12 protein-coding genes and 1 pseudogene are annotated in these 17,335 nt (G+C 62.8%); all 13 read right to left on the bottom strand.

What is annotated here, in order from left to right:
* Nucleotides 1-705 precede the first annotated feature (705 nt).
* The gene (locus OMP40_RS35195) at nucleotides 706-1,194 is read right to left on the bottom strand and encodes a DinB family protein (protein WP_277538481.1); all 489 of its coding nucleotides are present in this window, start codon (nucleotides 1,192-1,194) and stop codon (nucleotides 706-708) included.
* A gap of 250 nt (nucleotides 1,195-1,444) precedes the next feature.
* A complete protein-coding gene (locus tag OMP40_RS35190) occupies nucleotides 1,445-2,392 on the bottom strand; it encodes a glycoside hydrolase family 5 protein (RefSeq protein ID WP_277538479.1) in 948 nt (315 codons plus the stop codon).
* 136 nt (nucleotides 2,393-2,528) lie between these two features.
* A complete protein-coding gene (locus OMP40_RS35185) occupies nucleotides 2,529-7,604 on the bottom strand; it encodes a LamG-like jellyroll fold domain-containing protein (protein ID WP_277538478.1) in 5,076 nt (1,691 codons plus the stop codon).
* Nucleotides 7,605-7,740: 136 nt separating this feature from the next.
* Entirely contained in the window at nucleotides 7,741-9,093 is a 1,353-nt protein-coding gene (locus tag OMP40_RS35180; RefSeq protein ID WP_277538476.1) for a rhamnulokinase, read from the bottom strand.
* 90 nt (nucleotides 9,094-9,183) lie between these two features.
* The gene (locus OMP40_RS35175) at nucleotides 9,184-10,407 is read right to left on the bottom strand and encodes a TIM barrel protein (RefSeq protein ID WP_277538473.1); all 1,224 of its coding nucleotides are present in this window, start codon (nucleotides 10,405-10,407) and stop codon (nucleotides 9,184-9,186) included.
* 41 nt (nucleotides 10,408-10,448) lie between these two features.
* Complete coding sequence (locus tag OMP40_RS35170; RefSeq protein WP_277538471.1) at nucleotides 10,449-11,018, bottom strand: hypothetical protein; 570 nt, start codon at nucleotides 11,016-11,018, stop codon at nucleotides 10,449-10,451.
* Nucleotides 10,948-12,522, bottom strand: coding sequence for a glycoside hydrolase family 2 TIM barrel-domain containing protein (locus tag OMP40_RS35165; RefSeq protein WP_277538469.1), 1,575 nt, complete (start codon nucleotides 12,520-12,522; stop codon nucleotides 10,948-10,950). Before OMP40_RS35165 ends, OMP40_RS35170 begins: the two co-directional genes overlap by 71 nt.
* Before the next feature lie 271 nt (nucleotides 12,523-12,793).
* Nucleotides 12,794-13,111: pseudogene (locus OMP40_RS35160) on the bottom strand (hypothetical protein); the annotation flags it as partial.
* Nucleotides 13,020-13,679 carry a glycosyl hydrolase 2 galactose-binding domain-containing protein gene (locus tag OMP40_RS35155; RefSeq protein ID WP_277538466.1) on the bottom strand — a complete coding sequence of 220 codons (660 nt, stop codon included), beginning with the start codon at nucleotides 13,677-13,679 and terminating at the stop codon, nucleotides 13,020-13,022. The pseudogene OMP40_RS35160 and the gene OMP40_RS35155, both read right to left, overlap by 92 nt.
* Before the next feature lie 32 nt (nucleotides 13,680-13,711).
* Nucleotides 13,712-14,809 (bottom strand): SGNH/GDSL hydrolase family protein, encoded by a 1,098-nt coding sequence (locus OMP40_RS35150; protein ID WP_277538464.1) that lies wholly within the window; start codon nucleotides 14,807-14,809, stop codon nucleotides 13,712-13,714.
* Nucleotides 14,806-15,159 (bottom strand): glycoside hydrolase family 95-like protein, encoded by a 354-nt coding sequence (locus OMP40_RS35145; protein WP_277538462.1) that lies wholly within the window; start codon nucleotides 15,157-15,159, stop codon nucleotides 14,806-14,808. Before OMP40_RS35145 ends, OMP40_RS35150 begins: the two co-directional genes overlap by 4 nt.
* A 7-nt stretch (nucleotides 15,160-15,166) precedes the next feature.
* Nucleotides 15,167-15,889: a glycosyl hydrolase family 95 catalytic domain-containing protein gene (locus tag OMP40_RS35140; RefSeq protein ID WP_420872130.1), complete on the bottom strand. Its 723-nt coding sequence runs from the start codon at nucleotides 15,887-15,889 to the stop codon at nucleotides 15,167-15,169.
* Nucleotides 15,816-17,315 (bottom strand): glycoside hydrolase N-terminal domain-containing protein, encoded by a 1,500-nt coding sequence (locus OMP40_RS35135; protein WP_277538458.1) that lies wholly within the window; start codon nucleotides 17,313-17,315, stop codon nucleotides 15,816-15,818. Before OMP40_RS35135 ends, OMP40_RS35140 begins: the two co-directional genes overlap by 74 nt.
* Nucleotides 17,316-17,335 lie beyond the last annotated feature (20 nt).

The following is a 17,335-nucleotide window of genomic DNA, read 5'->3' as shown; positions in this document are numbered from 1 at the left end:
GCTGCTCGTCAATAGCCGCATAACCGATGCCCAACGTCAAAGGGCTCAATCGCGAAAGACGATCGCATGCAGAGCCTACCGATCATCGCCTGCAAGTTTTGATCCTGGTTAGGACTTTCTGCGGCCGGCGATCCTCAAAGCTGCCGCGGGTGTTTCTGGTTGGGACTTTCTGCGGTCGGCACGCCTCTAAGCGACCGCGAGTGTTTCTGGTTGGGACTTTCTGCAGCCGGCACGCCTCAAAGCGGCCGCGGGTGTTTCTGGTTAGGACTTTCTGCGGCCGGCGATCCTCAAAGCTGCCGCGGGTGTTTCTGGTTGGGACTTTCTGCGGTCGGCACGCCTCTATGCGGCCGCGATTGTTCCTGGTTAGGACTTTCTGCGGATGGCGATCCTCAAAGCGGCTGCGGTTGTTTCTGGTTGAGACTTTTTTGCGGTCGGCACGCGGCTGCACCGATTCACCGCAGCCTCCCAGCTTTTTCCGCTCGCGATGCGAAGATCCGTCGCGATCAGATAACAGTTGTCCGCCAATCCGCAAATCAAGTTATGTACCAAGAATCTCATCTTTATTATTTCGCACCGTAAATGATCGATGATCGAGGAAACCTGACCGATGATGCGAAAATGAAGGCCGTTAAAGGCAATGCTGCGAAAATACGAATAGCCCAGGACGTCCGCTCGGACGACTTGGGCTGCCGTAGATGTTTCTCTTTATTGCTCGTCGGCGCTGGGGCCATAAATGCCCGGAATCGGCACATCGAGCAGCCTTAGATAGACCGTCAATTGCCCGCGATGATGATAACAATGATTAAGAAGCGTCGAACGTACCTGCTCGTATCGCGAGGTCGAAGCGATCGATGCGCCCTCGAGCGTCCAGTTGAAATTCTGCTGGAGATCATTGTCGCTCCACTCGCGGATCTGGCTTGCCGCTGCCGTCGTGGAACGTTCCAGTAGCGCCATGATTTCCGATACGGATTCGGCTTCGGGAAGTGGAACGGTCGGCACTTCATGGGACGATGAAGACAGCATCGAGGCCACTGCCTCGGGCATGCCGGCCAAATGCAGAGCAAGCTGTCCCAGCGACATGGACTTGGCATGCGGTCTCCAAGCCAGTTTTGCTTCCGGTATGATCTCGATGATACGGCGCGTAGACGCCGCCTCCCGGTGCAGTTCTTCCTCTAACAGCTGGATCAAGCTCATGATTGGCATCCTCCTTGTCATAGCCCGATTATAAGTCAAAGCCCGACAAGACGTTTCTTACCGATTGCTCGATTATAAAAGAGATCCATTTCGCGAAAAAAAGAGGAACGGCTGATTGCCGTTCCCTGGAGCAGCAAACTTCGCTGCTCCCATGCTTCACTCCCTGTCCAACCGCAATCCCAGCGCCCCGAGCACACCCGCATCCAGCAGCGACGCGTCGTCGTGGCCGAAGGGCGTGCGCTTTTCCGGATCAAAAAAGGGTGAACGTCTCGTTGTACGACCAGTAGCTCCAACCGATATCGTGCGCCTCCATGGCCTCGCGGAAATCGCGTATGAATGAGAGCCGCTCCTCCGGCACGCAGCCGGGGCCGCCGTACTTCCGGCCCATCACGGCATCCATTACGCCGAACTCGTTGCACAGCACGGGCAGCCTGCGCCCATGCCTCGCCCGCCAATCCGCTACCCGCTCCACGCGACGCTCGTGCCAGCCGCGGTCGAACCAGCCGTGGTTGCCCTGCTGGTAATTACCTTCGCCGTAGCGCCTCGCATAGCCGGCCGCCTCCTCGCGATGCCCCTCCGCTACGCCCGACAGCATATCGTCCAGTCGGCGCTCGACGATCGCCGGACTGGCCGGATAAGGCACGCGCCCCACCCGATCGAGCTCGGCCGGCGTCCCGCCAAAGAAGGCATTCCAGCTCTGCAGCGTGAAGGCGAACGGGTCATAGCTGGTATAGCCGTAATACACATTGTCGTCGTCCACGGGGTTCATGGCCAGCATGCCCGCCAAACTTCCGACCCGATCGCCCGACAGAACCAGCGTATGCCGTGTCATCTCCGCACGCACGACCTGCCACAGTTTCGGATGCATGTCGTTCCAGTCGGTATAGTTGGCAAAAGGCTCCGTCATGATCTGAAACGCGATCTCGCGTTCCTCCCATCGTTCTGCCAGCCACGCCGACAACTCGCGATAGAAAGCGAGCACGGTTTCGAAGCGTTCGGACGACGCCAGATAATCCTGCTTGAACGGCGCCTCCGGGTGAATGCACACCAGGCAGGGCAAGTTCTCCCCTACGGCCATCCCGACGATTTCCTCGACGTACCACAGCTTGCTCCGGTCCAGGGCATCGCCTGCCATCAGGGACGACGGCGTGAACAACACTTTCACATGGTCGGCGCCCAGCCGCTTGATGATGCGCATATCCCCCGGGCTCGATTCTCGCAGACGCATCCGGCGGTATGCCCGCAGGCTGACACTTGTCGATGACGATTCCCTTTTCCAGCTTTATGAACGGCTTGCTCATATCCAGGCCTCCACTTCGGCGTCCCGCGCCGCTTTAGTCGTCTCCCAGCAGCGCCTCGACGAGCGCAGAATCGACCTTCTGCCCGAATGCGTCCGGATGCAGGCTCGCCGTGATCAGACCCTTGCGGTCGCCCGGCTTCAGCAGCGTGAACGACTCGTTGTATGACCAGTAGCTCCAGCCGATGTCGTACGCTTCGAACGATTTTCTAAAATCCTCGATCAACTGGATTCTTGTCGCATCGCTGTTGCCCGTGCCTTGGTTGGCTTCGAACAGCTCCACCGGCGTCTGGCCGTCCATCGCGCCGAACTCGACGCTCATGATGTGAATGTTGCCGCCGTACCGCATGCGCCAATCGTTCAGGCTGCTCGCGCGCGCCAAGTGCCAGTCGTAGCCGTACGTCAGTCCGGGATAGGAATTCGGCATGCCGCTGTCGGACGTCGCGTCCAGATACGCGCTCACCGCGCCGCGCGCTGCGGACTGAAGATTGGACGGCACGTCCGCGACGATGTCATCGACGAGATCCTCCTTCTGCTGCGCGGTCAATCCCGTCGGCGCGGGATACGGGATCTCTTTCATGTACTTCCAGTATTCGTTCGAGATCGATTGCAGCGTATTGAAGCCGATCGTATAGGGCTCGTAAGTCGTGAACGAGTAGATCAGGTTGCTGTCCGTCGCCGGCGACATCAGCTTGAGCCGTTCGAGGTTGCCGCTCGCATCGGAGCTCGTGACGATCGTATGGTCCGGCGCGGCGTTACGCACGGCGCCCCAAGTACGGTCCGCGATCCAGTCCCAGCTGACCGCCGTAGAATTGCTGTTCGGCTCGGTCATAAGCTGGATGGCGACCGTGTCGGCACTCCAGCGCTCGGCGACGTAAGAGGCGAAATCGCCGTACCATTTCAGCAGCGGCTGCAGGTTAGCCTCGACGGCCGCTTTATCGGCGCCGCCCATGTACGCGCCCTTGAAACCCTCCTCCGGATGAACGCACAGGATCGCCTTGAACCCTTGGGCCGCCACCTCGTCGAGCACGGTCCCGATGAAGGCCATCCGCTCCTCGATCAGCGCGCCTTCATTGTCGATCAGCCAGTTCGGCGTGATCAGCACCTTGACGTGATCGAAGCCAAGCGCCTTGATGTTGGCGATATCCTGCGGTGCGACGATCGACCGTTCGTAGTCGTACGGATTCCAGTTCCAGTATTGGCGGCGATCGATGACGACGCCCTTCTTCAGATCGAGCGCCGGCGCCGCGGGCGTATTGTCCGCCGTATCGATGACGGCTGAGGTCACCTGGGACGGCAGCTTCACCGCGTCATAAATGCGCAGCTCCGCCATGGAGCCGTCGAAGCTCTCCCCATGACTCGCGTTCGCTCCGATCACCACGCCGTCGCCCAAGCTTACCGAGCCGGCGCTCAGCGTACCGCTGTACGCGCTCGTGCCGTCGATATAACCTTTTAAAGTCCCGCTTCCGTACGAGATCAGCACATGATGCCAGAGACCGTCCGCGAGGTTCGTACTGCTCATGACGGCAGTACCCGCACCGCTGTCTACGCTTAACCGGCCGTCCGCATCGAGATACAGCTTGATGTTGCCGGACGCGAGGATCGTGCGATCGTCCTCCTCTCGCACCGGCGCCATGATCCAAGCTGCCACCGAAAATTCGCCGGACGACAGCTCGCTTGCCAGATCCGCGTCCGCGGACACATACGACTCCGCGATCGAGAAATCCAGCACCTTGCCGAACGTGGCATTGTTCAGCCATACGCCGTAATGGCTCGCGGCAGCCGTGCCGCCTGCCAGCTCGGACCGGACGATGCCCGACAGGCCGCCGTCGTCCAGCGCCCATGCCTCGACCGCATTCGCCAGCAGCGGATCGCCGAGCGCCGTCCACTGGGCGGTCAGCGTCGCGTCGGACGACTGCAGCGTATAGTAGGCGCCCGGCAAATATGTCTTCGAGCCGTCGCTCCAACCCGCGAACGCGTACCCGCTCCTCGCGAAAGGACTTGCCGGAAGCGCTACGCGTCCGCCCGGCAGCAGACTGATCGCGGTAGGCGCCGTCCCCGTGGCCGAAGCATGCCCCTTGTCGAACGTCAACGTCCCCGGCGCCGTGGTCGTGCCGGCGTACAGGTTGTCGATGCCTACAGTCACGGCGCCTGTGCTGTAGACGTACAGCCTGAAGCAGTTCAGGCTCGCGAGGTCCGGCGCATTGCCCGTAAATACGCCTTTGTCGAAGCGCAGCGTCAAGTGATTCCATCCGTTCGCGAGCGGGATGTCCGTGCCGAGCTCGCCCCAGTGCACCTCGTTCACGTCTGCCTGCGCACTGCTCGTCAGCTCGATCTGTCCGCCCGTAATCTTGGATGCGTCGCTCACGTAGACGGATAAGTGGATGAGCGAATCCTTGTATTCCTGGAGGTCCTTGCGGAACGTATTGACCGCCCAGGCATTCGTGACATAATGCTTCTGAAAATTAATATAGCCTGCCGCCACCGCGGTCGACGACAAGTAGCCCTTGCCTTCTGGCGCGCCGGTCGTGACCAGAGACATCGTCGAGCCGCTCCAGTCCTTCTTGCTGTCCATATTGTCGATCTGGTAAGGCTTGCGAGGCGCCACCGGCTTCGTGTTCCCGATCGTCGGCAGATCGGCGGCCGTACCGAGATAGACGCCTTCCAGCTTCAGCGTGGTCGGCGCCGTCACTTCGGCATGAATGCCGAAGTAGTTGATCGCCGACCAGTTGGCGTCGTCGCTGCCGTCCGCCGAAGCGACCGGGAGTGCCAGTTCGTTCCAGCCGGCGGTCAGATTCAGCTGGTCCAGCTCCCAGGAGGTCTCGGCGTAGTCGGGAATCGTGCTGCTCGTCAATTCCAGCTGACCGCCTGCAATATTGGCTGGATTGCTTACGTACAGCCACAGATACACGTAGCCTCCGTTTGCATACTCGCTAAAATCAGTGTTGCTGAACGTCTTGGACAAGCCGACCTTATCGTCCAGGCTCGAGACCTCGAGCACGCCGGTGCCAGCGAGGTGAATGCCAGGCTTTTCGACGGCGATGCCCCTGATCTTCCAGCCGCCCGTACTGTAGATGGAGCTGCCCTTGAAGCTCTGGGCACCGAGCAATGTCGTCGCATCCAGTTGACGAAGCGCGTTCGCATACCGCGGCTCGACATAGTCGGCATTCAGAATGCGCAGATGATCGATGGCAAAATAGGTTCCGGTCGCAGTCGTATGTTGATAGAAACGGAACGAGACGATATTCGACCAATCCGCCGTATTCCTCGTTGCCTGCGCAACGCTGAGCGTCAGCGCGTTCCAGCCGGTCACGAGTTGCGAAGAGATGTCGTCCCAGGCGATCACGCCCGACGCGGCGTCGTGCAGCTCGATGCCGCCCTGGTTCAGGCCGGCGGCGAGCTTCGCCGCATCCTCGACATAGACGCTTACCTTGACGATGCCGCCGGCCAGGTAAGACCTCAGGTCCACATCCGGCAGCGTGCCTGCGACGACATACGCGCCGCTCGTATCCGGAGCCGTTACCTTCACGTAGCCGTCGCCCTGCGGAGCGCCGCCGCTGACGAGCGCCAACGTCCCCGAACCCGTAAGCCCGTCAAGCGATTCAAACTCGCCGAGCGCGGTCGCCGTCGGCTCGATCCGGTCGACGACGCGAAGGTCGTCGACGCCGAATACGAGAGTGCCGGTCGTGACGGCGCGAATGTGGATGAACTTAATCGCGGACAAATCCGTCCCCGCGCTCGCCCCGTCCGCCAGACGGAAGGTCAGCTCGTTCCAGCCCGTCTGCAGCGAGGATGCCGTCCACGTGGTCGTGTTCAGCGGGGCGCTCTCCGTATGCGTAATATCGAAGTAGAGCTGCGGTCCCGACGCCGCCAGCTTGCGGGCGTTTGAGATGTAAACCCACAGCTTCAGCGCCTCGGCCCGGCTAACATCCACCGTGCTTGCCAGGTTGCCTGCGATGACGTTGCCGTCCTGCGTCGTGACGAAGCCCCCGCCCTCCTTCTGGCCCGTCGTCGCGAGATTCAGCGTGCCGTCGCCCCACCAGCCGCTCGTCGTATCGAACGGGAACATCTGCACGACATGATCGGCGGCGTCCGCGTTCAGGATGCGCAGATCATCGGCGCCGAAGGAAGTGCCGGCCGCGGTCGTCGTCTGGAAAAACCGGAACGAAACGATGTCCGACAGATCGGCCGTGCTGCTCGCCGCCTGCGACAACGGCAGCGTCAGTTCGTTCCACCCCGTCGTCAGTCCTGAAGAGAAGTCGTCCCAGACGATGACGCCCGAACCGCTGTCGTGCAGCTCGACGGCGCCGTGATTGGGACCAGTCGATACCAGCTTGGCGGCATCCTCCACATAGACGTCGAGCTTCAGCACGCCGTCCGCGGCATACGCGCCCAGATCCGTCGCCTGCCACTCGCCTGCGATGACGTAGCTGTTGTTGGCGTCCGGCGTCGAGACCTTCACATAGGCATCCCCTTGCGGCGCATTGGCAGTCTCCAATGTCAGCGTGCCTGTTCCCCAGTGCCCGGTCAAGGTCTCGAACGCATCGATCCGCTTCACGGTCGGGGAGACCGGCTTCACCTGCCGCAGGTCATCCAGACCGAAGGTGACCGGCGCGGTCGCATCGATACGGATGCGGACGAACCGGATCGCATGCAGCTTCGTGTTGGAGATCGCCGCATCGGCCATATAGAAGACGACCTCGTTCCAGCCGGTCTGCAGTCCGTCCGCGGTCCACTGCGCCGTTTGAAGCGGAACATTTTCCACATGCGAAAATTCGAGATACAGCTGAGGGCCCGTCGCGATCAGCTTGCTCGCGTCGGAGATGTACACCCACAGCTTGAACGCCTGGGCCTCGCTCACGTCGACCGGCGCGGACAGATTGCCCGCGACGATCGAACCGCTCTCGCTGAAGTAGCCCGCGCCTTCCTTCTGCCCGCTCGTGTTCAGCGACAGCGCCGCATCGCCCCACCAGCCGGTCGTACTGTCGAACGAAAAGATGGAGTCCGTTTTGCTGGTTGCCGCCGAAGCCGTGCCGTTCCCCGCCAACGCGAGCCCGATCGCCGCGATGAAGACGAACAGTGAACCTCCGCACAATCTCGCAAACTTCTTCATCCGTCATGCTCCTCTCGATTCAATGGGTTAGACATAACCGCGCCCTTCTTCTTCAAGCGCTTCCTCCCTCCTTGCGATTCGTAAATAGCGTCCGTATGCGTCGTCCCAGAAGGAAACGTCCGCCGGACTGTACCTTTCAGACTTGAAGGATCGCGCAGCCACCTCCCGCGCTTGCGACTGGTCCGCGAGCTCGCCGCAAGCCGATCGCCTGTACAAGCAGATTGCCCGCGGACGTCGCCTCGTCCGGGCCGGCGATGACGGGTTTCCCCGTCGCATCCGCTGTTAATTGGCACAGCAAGCGGTGCCGGACGCCACCGCCGACGATATGGATCGCGCCAAGCCTCCTGCCGAGCAGACGCTCCAGATTTTCCGCCGTCTGCCTGAACTTCAGCGCCAGGCTGTCGACGATGCAGCGCACGATCTCGCCCTTCGTCCGCGGCACCGGCTGCGCCGTCTCGCGGCAGTACGCCGCGATCGCTCCGGGCATATGCGGCGGCGCCAGAAATGCCGGATCGTCGGGGTCGACGAAGCAGACGCCGCCCGGTTCGGCGCGCGCCCACGCCTGCATGTCTGCATAGCTCGCCTCCTCGCCTTCGATCGCCCACTGCCGGCGGCACTCCTGCAGAAGCCATAGACCCATGATATTTTTGACGATCCGGGTCTTCCCGTCCATTCCGCCTTCATTGGTAAAAGACAGCTTCAGGCCAAGAGGATCTCGCATCGGCGCCGCGCGTTCGACGCCCATGATGGACCACGTGCCGCAGCTGATGAACGCCGCGCTGTCGTCCTCCATCGGCACGGCGACGACGGCTGCCGCGGAGTCGTGGGAAGCGGTCGCGATCACGGGAACCGCGGGCATCCCCAGCTCGGCACCGACGGCGGGCAGCAGCGCGCCGACCCGGGTGCCCGGCTGCACGAGCGGGGCCAGCATGCGGTCCGGCAGCTGCAGCGCGGACAGCAGCGGCTCGGACCAACTGCGCAGCGCCGGATCGAGCAGGCCGCCGGTGCTGGCGACCGTGAATTCCGAAGTCTTCGCTCCTGTCAGGAAATAGTTGAACAGGTCGGGCATCCAGAGCACCGTCTCGGCCTTCTCCCACAGGACGGGATCGTAGCGCCTTGTCGCCAGCAGCTGGAAAACGGTATTGTACTGCCACGGATACGAGCCCGTCAGCCGGTACATGTCTTCCTCCGGGAGCTGACGGGCCGCGAGCGCCTGCATGCCTTCGTTGCGCGCGTCGCGATAATGATAGGGATTGGCCAGCAGCCTGCCCTGCCCGTCGAGAAAGCCGACGTCCACGCCCCAGGTGTCGACTGCGATGGAGGCGAGCCCGTCCCCGTAATGCTTTTTGAATTGTCCGATTCCTTGCAGGAGTTCATGGTACAAGCGCAAAAAATCCCAGTAAAAATGGCCGCCCAGCCGAACGGGCGTATTGTCGAACCGGCGGAGCTCCTGGATCTGCAGGCGCGAGCCGTCGAAGGCCCCGAGCATCGCCCGGCCCCCCGCTCGCGCCGTAATCCATAGCCAGCATGTTCAGCGTTCGATTCACGATGCAGCACCTCGGTAAATTGATGGGATGAGTCAGCCGCGGCTCGCGTCCGTAAGACCGGCTCCCGACAAATGACGCAGCGCCTCGCTTAACAGAATGCCATCGTGGGGTATGAACTGGCGCCAGTACCGCACGGATTCGCGCATCTTGTACAAAATGTTGGCATTCATCTCGCTCGTGCCGGCGAAGATCTCCAGCGTCAGATACAACTCCTTGCACGGCGGCGGCATTCCTTGCGCTTCTTCGCGTTCATAGGAGACGGCGAGCGCTTGCAGCAGCGGTTCGCCGAACACGATGCCCTTGCGGTTTTCCTCCTCCGTAAACGGCAGATGCGCGGAGGATGTCCCGTCCGTCTGCTGCAGATGGACGATCGGTGAATAGCGTCCCAGCTCCTCCAGCCACAGATACGTATCCCCGTCTGGGAACGACGCGAAGAGGTGCGGATACCGGTCCATCTCGCCGTCGATCGCTTCGAGATACGCCGCCCACTGGCTCTCCGGCTTCGCGAGCATCTCCTGGAAAAGCAGTTCGGCGGACTTCGGACCGAGCCAGATACCCTGAACGCTTGCTGCCTGCGCCTTCCTCGCCGCCTCCTGCCGAATGCGGTCCCGACTCGGCCTCGTAAATTTGCGCTGTCCGCTCTGATGCCCGGTGTCGAGCGTCAGGTAGAACGGCGCTCCCGACTGTCGGTACACCTCGCGCAGCAGCCTCTTGGAGCCTTCGATCGTCCACGGGATCTGATGGGGCGTGTACATTTGCTCGACGCCGGCCGCGCTGATGCCGAGGTCGCGGCAATGAATCGCGAGCTCGGCCAGTCTCGCATACAGGTCCCGCTCCGCATCGTCATAAGCCTCGGGCGACTGGAGCGTGGCATCGGAGAAGGCGTGGCAGTAGAAGCCGAGACCTGCGCCCGCCTGTGCCGCGAATGCCGATATCGGCTTCAGCCAGTCGTTCAAAAACCGATCCCGGTTGCGCTTATCCGTATGGGCGAGCCCGAGCGTCGCGTAGGTACCGTGACCCGAATAGATATTGCCGATCCGCACGCCCGTCCGCTCGCCTTCGCGCTTCGCCTCGGCCAGCCAGTCGGCCATGTAGGACACGTCCATATAGAGCGGATCCAATTCGTTGTCGGCACTCGCCTCTGCGACGCTCACGCCGAACTCCCGCAGCAGCTCCATCCACTCCGCCGGCCTGGTCCATCGTTTTTTGGCAAAGCTATTGTCCACGGCCAAATATAATTTAGGATCGGTTTTCATGCCTTTCACTCCATATCCGTTCGTTCTATGTGTTACGGGCATCAGCGCAGCGATAGGTTCATAGCGTCCAACGTGATCCAGCCCCGGTCAACGGAGATCGCAAGCCGGTTCTCCCCTTCGCGGAAAGCGTCCGGCGGAAAATCGATCCGGGTCGTCCGAGATTGGGCGAGCTGCCACGGCTCCGCAAGCTGGAAGCCGTAGCCGGCCTCGATCTCCGCGGACAGCGAGACGCAGCCGAGCGCAGCCGCGAGACGCCCGCCTTCCTCCGCCTGGTCCGCCGAATAGATCCGCAGCGTGCCGGCCCGGCCGGCCTGCTCCGCGCTCAGCGTGAAGCGGAACGTCAGCTGCCGGTCCCACAGATAAGGCACTTCTCCCGTCGGTACGCGGCCGTCGGATGCGGCTGCGACGAACACGGCATCCGACGCAGCGGCATCTGCACGTCCGACGGAAGGCGCCGCCGCGACCGCGGCCGCGTTCTCAGTCCCGGCTCCCTGTTCGACCGCGGCCGCCACAGCCGCCGCAGCAATTGCGCCATCAGCTTCAGCCGATGTGCCGTCGAACCCGGCAAAGCCTTCGCACGTCAGGTCCTGCCGCCCCGTCCAAAGCGCCACGTCCTGCGGCGGCGCCTCGGCCGTCGCCGCGTTGTATGCGGTAACGTACCAGCCGGTCTGCGCCAGCGTCAGATCCTCCCGCCGCGGCGCGGTGATCGTGATGTCCCGGTACTCCCCCTTGAGGAATGAAGCCGAACTGCTCCGAGAAGGTAAGGTCGGTCCGGTAGAGCAAAAGCGGATGCGTCTCGACGTACAGCGCCGTCATGCCGCCAGTATTTTCCACGCGAAGCACCAGCGTCTCCCGCTCCCCGTCGGCCCGATGGCTCCGCACCTCGGCGCGAAGCGCGGTGCGCTTGACCGATCCGCCCATCATCCCCGTATACGTCGGCGGCGTGCCGAATTCGGGGTCCGGAAGCCCTTCCTTGAACAGTCCGGCCAGCGGCGCCCGCGCGCCCTGCGCGCCGAAGACGTAGAGGCGTTCGCCGAGACGGCGGCCGTCCGCATCGTTGAGGTATAGCTCCATAATGACGGGACCGGTCTTGAGGGCCAGCGCCGGCTCGATCCGGACGCGCCCCAGAGACTTGGCCTCCAGCATTGCGATCTCGGCGGTGCCTTCGCCCGTGCGATAGACGTCCCCGTGGCGATCCCGCAAAATGTAGCGCCACTGCAGGCCGGCGGCCGGCTCGGGCGCGTCGCTGCACAGGATCAGTTCCGCCTCGAGCCCGTCGAACAGGTCGAACAGCACCGCGTCGTATTTCAGGCACAGGCTGATCGGCTTCATCGCCTGCGCCACGCCGTAGAACATGTGCACGGGCCGGCCGTCATGGTCCACCAAGTACGAGCCGGCCCCGTTCGGCCACGGCTCGTTAAAGCACCAGCTCGTGAAGCCGCCCATGTTCATGCGCCATCGCAGCGAATCGTAGGCGTAACGCAGCCCTTCGGCCCCCATCCACTGCGACGTCGCGATCAGCTCCTCGAACGTTTCCGCCTTGCCGAACAGTCGCTCGATATTGTCCGGCATGAGCCACACCTCATCGTTGAACGCGGCGCGGATCATGTTTTTGCGGATCAGCACCGGATCTTCCTTGTCGATCGGAAACCGGGACGCGGGCGGGATCGTCCGCTTCAGCAGCTCGACGTTGCCCGCCGTCTGCGTGCCGAATTCGCCGTTGCGCAGCATCGGATAGGTCCCGGTCTGGTCGCGCATGTTCTCGTCGTTGTAGATCTTGTAATGCACGGCCGAATTGTAGTCCCATGGCGCATGGCGCACGCCCTGCGAGGGACAGGTCGCGCGGAAGTACCGGCCGTCCTCCTCCGCGATGATCGCCCGGGTCGCGGTCAGCGCCGGGTGGACCGTGTCCTGCTGCCAGCCCATCTCGTTGCCGCCGGACCATTCAATGATGCTCGGATGGTTGCGCAGCAGCTTCACCATGTCGGTGACGACTTTGCTCCAATGCGCGACGATGTCCTCGTCCTCTTCGATGATGCAGTTGCCCGCCGGAAATTCGATGGACAGCAGGATGCCCATCTCGTCGCACGCGTCGTAGAAGTCCTCCGTGAACACGATCTGTCCCCCCGTGCATGCGCAGCGTATTGAAGCCGGCCTCCACGGCTCGCTGCGCATAGAGCCGCGCGCGGTCGTGCGCTCTTCCATGCAGGAGGTCGGGCGAAGACATGTTGCTGCCCATCGTGCGGATCTGCCGCCCGTTCAAGGTGAGCTTAAGCGGATTGATAAAGTCCGCGGGCACGCCCGCAAGCTGCCCCCACTCCACGCGGCGGATGCCGAAGCGGACCGCGCGACCGTCCGAAGGCTGTTCGCTTCCCGCAACATGCAGCTTGCTCTCGAGCGTATACAGCGGCTGCGCGCCGTGTCCGACGGGCCACCACAAAGCCGGACCTTCGATCGTCTGCTCCCACCGGAGCTTGTTGCTGCCGGCTTTCAACCGCACCGCCTGCCTGAACCTCAGCTCGCCGCCGTCCGGCGCGAGCAGCCTGATGTCGAGCTCGCCTTCCGCGTCCGCCGCGCTGTCCACTTCCCATACCGCGCGCACGACCGCTTGCTCATACGTGTCGTCCGGCTCGCTTCGCACGTGCAGATCGTCGATGCGGACCGTGTCGGAGGCGTACAGCGCGACATCCTTCCACAGCCCCATCGTCCAGATGTTCGTGCCCCAGTCGTAGCTGAAGTTCGTGATGCTCTTCAGACCCCGGAGCACCTGACGGGTCTTGTTCATCCCCCCAGACGAAGAAGAATTCGGTGCCTTCGCCGCTTCCAGCGCCGTCGGACTTCTGAATGTATTCCTCGAGCTCGGGCGGCATCTTGTGAAAAAGCACCGACAGTTCGTGCGTCGTCCCGGCGCCGACGCGGTCCGTGATATCCGCGGAAAACCGCTCGAACTGCCCCTCGTGCGACGCGATCGGCAGGCCGTCCAGATACACATCGCAGGCATAGTCCGCCCCGTCGAAGCTCAGCTTGATCCGCTTGCCCGCCCATTCGGCCGGCACCTCGAACGATTTGCTGTACCGCCAGTCGTGGCGGGCGACCTCCCAGATTCGTTCGTCCCCGACGCCGTAATAGATCGGCTTCAGGCAGCGCGCGTTTTCCAGATCGGCCTGAATATTGCCCGGCACCTGGGCCGGGACGGTCGGGAATGCCCCGCCCTCGCACGAGAGCGTCCAATCCTTCCCGCTCAGCGAGTAGACGTATTCCGCTTTGATCATTGTCCGAATCCTCCTTCACTAATAAAGCTGTTTTATTGAATAATGCCGATCAATCCGAGACGGAAGTTCGTCCCCTTGCATTCCGGCCGGTCCCCGTGCACGACGACCAACTCGCAGCGATGCTTGCCCGCCGGCAGATCATCCGAGACGACATCGGTCCAGAACACGCCGTCGTTGCCGCACCAGTCCGGACGATCGCGCCTGGTCGTCGTCCACTCGTCCCCGTCCAGCCGGATCATGTATTCCGACGAGGCTTTGCCGTAGTCGAATCCGAGCGCGAGCCCGCGTCCGGTAAAGGTAAAAGCCAAGCGCGCGCCGACGGCCGCGGTCTCCAGCGTCCGATCGATCCAGGGGTTGTTCAGGCAGCGCCGAACCGTCCATGGCCCTTGCCGCTCGATCAGCGAAAAGTCCAGCAGCGACACATGCTCCCACAGATCGGTATCGAGCGGTGCGGGCCGCTCGGGCCAGGCATATGCGCCCCCCGGATCCGGGGCATCCAGCAGCTCCCGATTCAAAAAGGACGTCACGCTCTGCGCATAGCTCAGACTCCCCCCCGGACGGACGGATGAAGTCCGTCCGGCAGCCATTCCTCCCAGCTCATCCCGCCTCTCGTCACTTCGCCAGCGGCATGCATTCCCATCCAGACGGAGCCGATGCCGTAGTGCCCGGCGAGCCGTTCGAATTCGGCGACCGACGGGGGCGATACGCCGTTCATCATATCCGCATACCAGCCTTGCTCGAACGCATAGACGATCACGATGTCGCGACCTTCCCCCGGAGAGCAATTGGCGCAGCAGCCCCTCTCTTGCCCGCATGCGCCGGGCGGCCGGCAGCCCCTGGTCGTTGACGGCATATTCGATGAATACGAGATCGCAGCCGCGGCGAATAATGTCCCGCTCGCAGCGGAAGGCGGCAAGATTGCTTGCGGTAGCCCCGATCGCCGCATTCTCGACGTTCACCTTGAGGCCGGGGAAGCAATCGACGAACCAGGCGATCACCGGCTCGGGCCAGTTTTGCCGCGCCCTGCCGTCGGTGATCGAGCCTCCAAGAAAGCCGATCGTCAACTCCCCGCGCTCGATGCATTCGATCGTTCGGCGCAGTCCGCGCCGATGGTTGTGCACGGCAGTCATGATCGGCTTGATTCGCGGACTGCGTCTTTGGCGACGAAGCGCCAGAGGCTGCCCGGCTTTCCTTCCACGTTGTAAATTCCGTCGCCCCGGTCAACCAGGCCGTCGTGCAAATCTGCGATCGCATAACCCTCCGGCAACATCAGCGAGAAAGCGCCTTCGACCGTCGTCGCGAGCTCGACGTCCAGGGTCCGCTGCGCTTGATCCCAAGCCAGCGTCACGGACGCCCCGTTACGGCAGCCGACGCGACCGATGCGGCCGCTCGCCCAGCGTTCGGGCAGCGCCGGCAGCAGCTTCACCGTGTCCGGCGTCGAGAAGACGAGCGCTTCAAGCACGGCCGCGCTGATACCCATATTGGCGTCAACCTGGTACGGCGCCCCCCTTGCCGAGCGAGACGCGCAGCGTGACGCCCATGTTGCGCCAGTCGTTGTGGTAGGTGAACAGATTCGCGCCGACGCAGGTCCGGGCGAGCAGATCGAAGCACGTCTGCACCTTGGCGGCCTCGCCCATCCGCGCATAGATGCCGGCCTGATGCGCAAGCGACCAGCCGGTCTGCGCCTCGAGCCCGATCGACATTCGCTTTTCCATCGCGACTCTCGTAGCTTCGAACAGCTCGGGCTGCTCCTCCTTCGTAATCTGGAAGCCGGGGAATACCGGATAAATGTGGGACAGATGGCGATGCGCGTAGTTATCGTGATGGTCCGAGTGAATCCACTCCGCCAAAGCGCCGTCCTCGTTGATCCGGAAGGGACGCAGATGTGCGACGATATCGTGCCAGACGGCGGTATCCGCTTGCGGTAGGCCGAGCGTGTCGTACGCTTCGCACAGGTTGCCCAGCAGCTCGCGGACGAGCGCCGTATCGATCGTGGAGTTGATCGTGAGCGGCACGCCCGGATTCATCATGACGCTGAGGTCCACCTCGCCCGCGATATCCTCGCTCGGCGCGTTTTCCGGCGAGTTGGACGGCACGACGAGCACGCAGCCTTCCTCGTCCCGCAGCAGATAATCCTCATAGAACAGGGCGACCTCCCGCATGAACGGAACGGCTCGGTCCCGTAGGAAGGCTTCGTCCCGCGTGTACAGGTAGTAGTCGTAGAAATGTTGTGCAATCCAGGGGGGCGACGCCGATGAAGTGCAGCACGTGCGGCTGTCCGTCGCGGATCAGGCCGGTGTCGGCGGCCGCGGTGAGCGGGATGAAGATGCCGCGGCAGCCGAACAGCTTGCGCGCGTTCTCCCGGTAATCGGCGATCCGATCCTCGAAGTAGCCGAACATGGCTCCCGTCACTTCGGGGAGCGAGCCAGCCAGCGCCTGCCAGTAATACATCTGGGTGTTCTCGTTGTGGACGTAGAAGCTGTTCCACGGCGGATAATAGTCGCCGTTCCAGGTGCCCTGCAGCGTCGGCGGGAGGCAGTCGCCCGTGGAGCAGGCGATCAGCAGATAGCGGCCCATGTCGAACATGCGCTCGACCAGTTTGAGAGGTGCGACGCCTTGATAGGCCTCCAACAGCAGCATTTCGTTCGGCGCAGGAGCGGCTTCGGCGGCGTCCTTGGCGGCTACATCGCCGAGGACGAACTCGCACCGAAGGAACTTCTCGCGGTGCACGACGGCGTGCCGCTCGAACAGCGTGTCGTAGTCGGCAGGCAGCGCGTCCAGACGGCGGCACAGCGCCTCGATCTCGCGCTCGGGATCGTCCGTGTTGACATAGACGCCGACGATCGCCACGATCTCCGCCGCGCCGACGATCTTCTCGGTCTCGTGCGATTCGATCGGCAGGTTCCACATGACGTTCAGCGAGGACAGCTGCTCCGTCCACGACAGCTCGCGGGCGAACCGGCGCTCGCCCGCCCCGCAGACCGTGCGGAGCACCGCCCCGTACTCGCCGCCCATGGAGCCGTTCACGCGCAGGACGAGCTTGTCGCCGCGCACCTCGGACTTGAATTCGAGAGGCGGCGTCTTGGGAACGCCGTCCATCTGCACCGAATCGCTCAGATTGTGCTCGCACAGCTGAAATCCGGCGTCCACGCTGCGATCCCCGGACTGAATCCGCAGAACGGCGACGTCGTCGGTGTGGCTGATAAAGAAGTCCCGGCGTTTGTCGACATCGCCGTCTTTCCAAGTCACGGTCGCCTGCCCGGTCTCGAAGTCGAGCGTTCGCCGGTACGCGGCGAACCCCTGCTTCTGGTGCATGACGATCTTCAGGTCGAAGGCGGGATGCAGGATCGGCAATCCCGATACGAAGCCGCGCTCGCTCAGCGCCTCGGTCATTTGCCGGTTCGCTTCGGCGAAGCGGCCCGCAAGGGCGAGCCGCCGCGCTTCCGCAAGCGTATCCGAGACATCGGGCAGCGGCGACTGCGTCGCTTCGTACCACAGGGAATCGTGATTGAACTGGATGGTCTCCGGAGAGATGTTGCCGTACACCGACGCGCACAGCGCGCCGTTGCCGCAGGGCAGGCCGTCTCTCCAACTGACGGCCGGCGTCAGCATCGTCATCTGATGTTTAGCGGTCATGGCGGTATTCCTTCCTTCTA

The sequence above is a fragment of the Cohnella rhizosphaerae genome (genome assembly GCF_029525575.1).
Taxonomy (GTDB): domain Bacteria; phylum Bacillota; class Bacilli; order Paenibacillales; family Paenibacillaceae; genus Cohnella; species Cohnella rhizosphaerae.
The sequence above is the reverse complement of the archived record's forward strand: the minus strand, read 5'-3'. Positions and strand labels throughout refer to the sequence as shown.

What these genes read in the sequence shown, in the direction of transcription:
- OMP40_RS35195 (WP_277538481.1), bottom strand. Translation starts at nt 1,194, where the DNA reads ATGAGCTTGATCCAGCTGTTAGAGGAAGAACTGCACCGGGAGGCGGCG.
- OMP40_RS35190 (WP_277538479.1), bottom strand. Translation starts at nt 2,392, where the DNA reads ATGCGCATCATCAAGCGGCTGGGCGCCGACCATGTGAAAGTGTTGTTC.
- OMP40_RS35185 (WP_277538478.1), bottom strand. Translation starts at nt 7,604, where the DNA reads ATGAAGAAGTTTGCGAGATTGTGCGGAGGTTCACTGTTCGTCTTCATC.
- OMP40_RS35180 (WP_277538476.1), bottom strand. Translation starts at nt 9,093, where the DNA reads ATGCTCGGGGCCTTCGACGGCTCGCGCCTGCAGATCCAGGAGCTCCGC.
- OMP40_RS35175 (WP_277538473.1), bottom strand. Translation starts at nt 10,407, where the DNA reads ATGAAAACCGATCCTAAATTATATTTGGCCGTGGACAATAGCTTTGCC.
- OMP40_RS35155 (WP_277538466.1), bottom strand. Translation starts at nt 13,679, where the DNA reads ATGATCAAAGCGGAATACGTCTACTCGCTGAGCGGGAAGGATTGGACG.
- OMP40_RS35150 (WP_277538464.1), bottom strand. Translation starts at nt 14,809, where the DNA reads ATGACTGCCGTGCACAACCATCGGCGCGGACTGCGCCGAACGATCGAA.
- OMP40_RS35145 (WP_277538462.1), bottom strand. Translation starts at nt 15,159, where the DNA reads ATGGGTATCAGCGCGGCCGTGCTTGAAGCGCTCGTCTTCTCGACGCCG.
- OMP40_RS35135 (WP_277538458.1), bottom strand. Translation starts at nt 17,315, where the DNA reads ATGACCGCTAAACATCAGATGACGATGCTGACGCCGGCCGTCAGTTGG.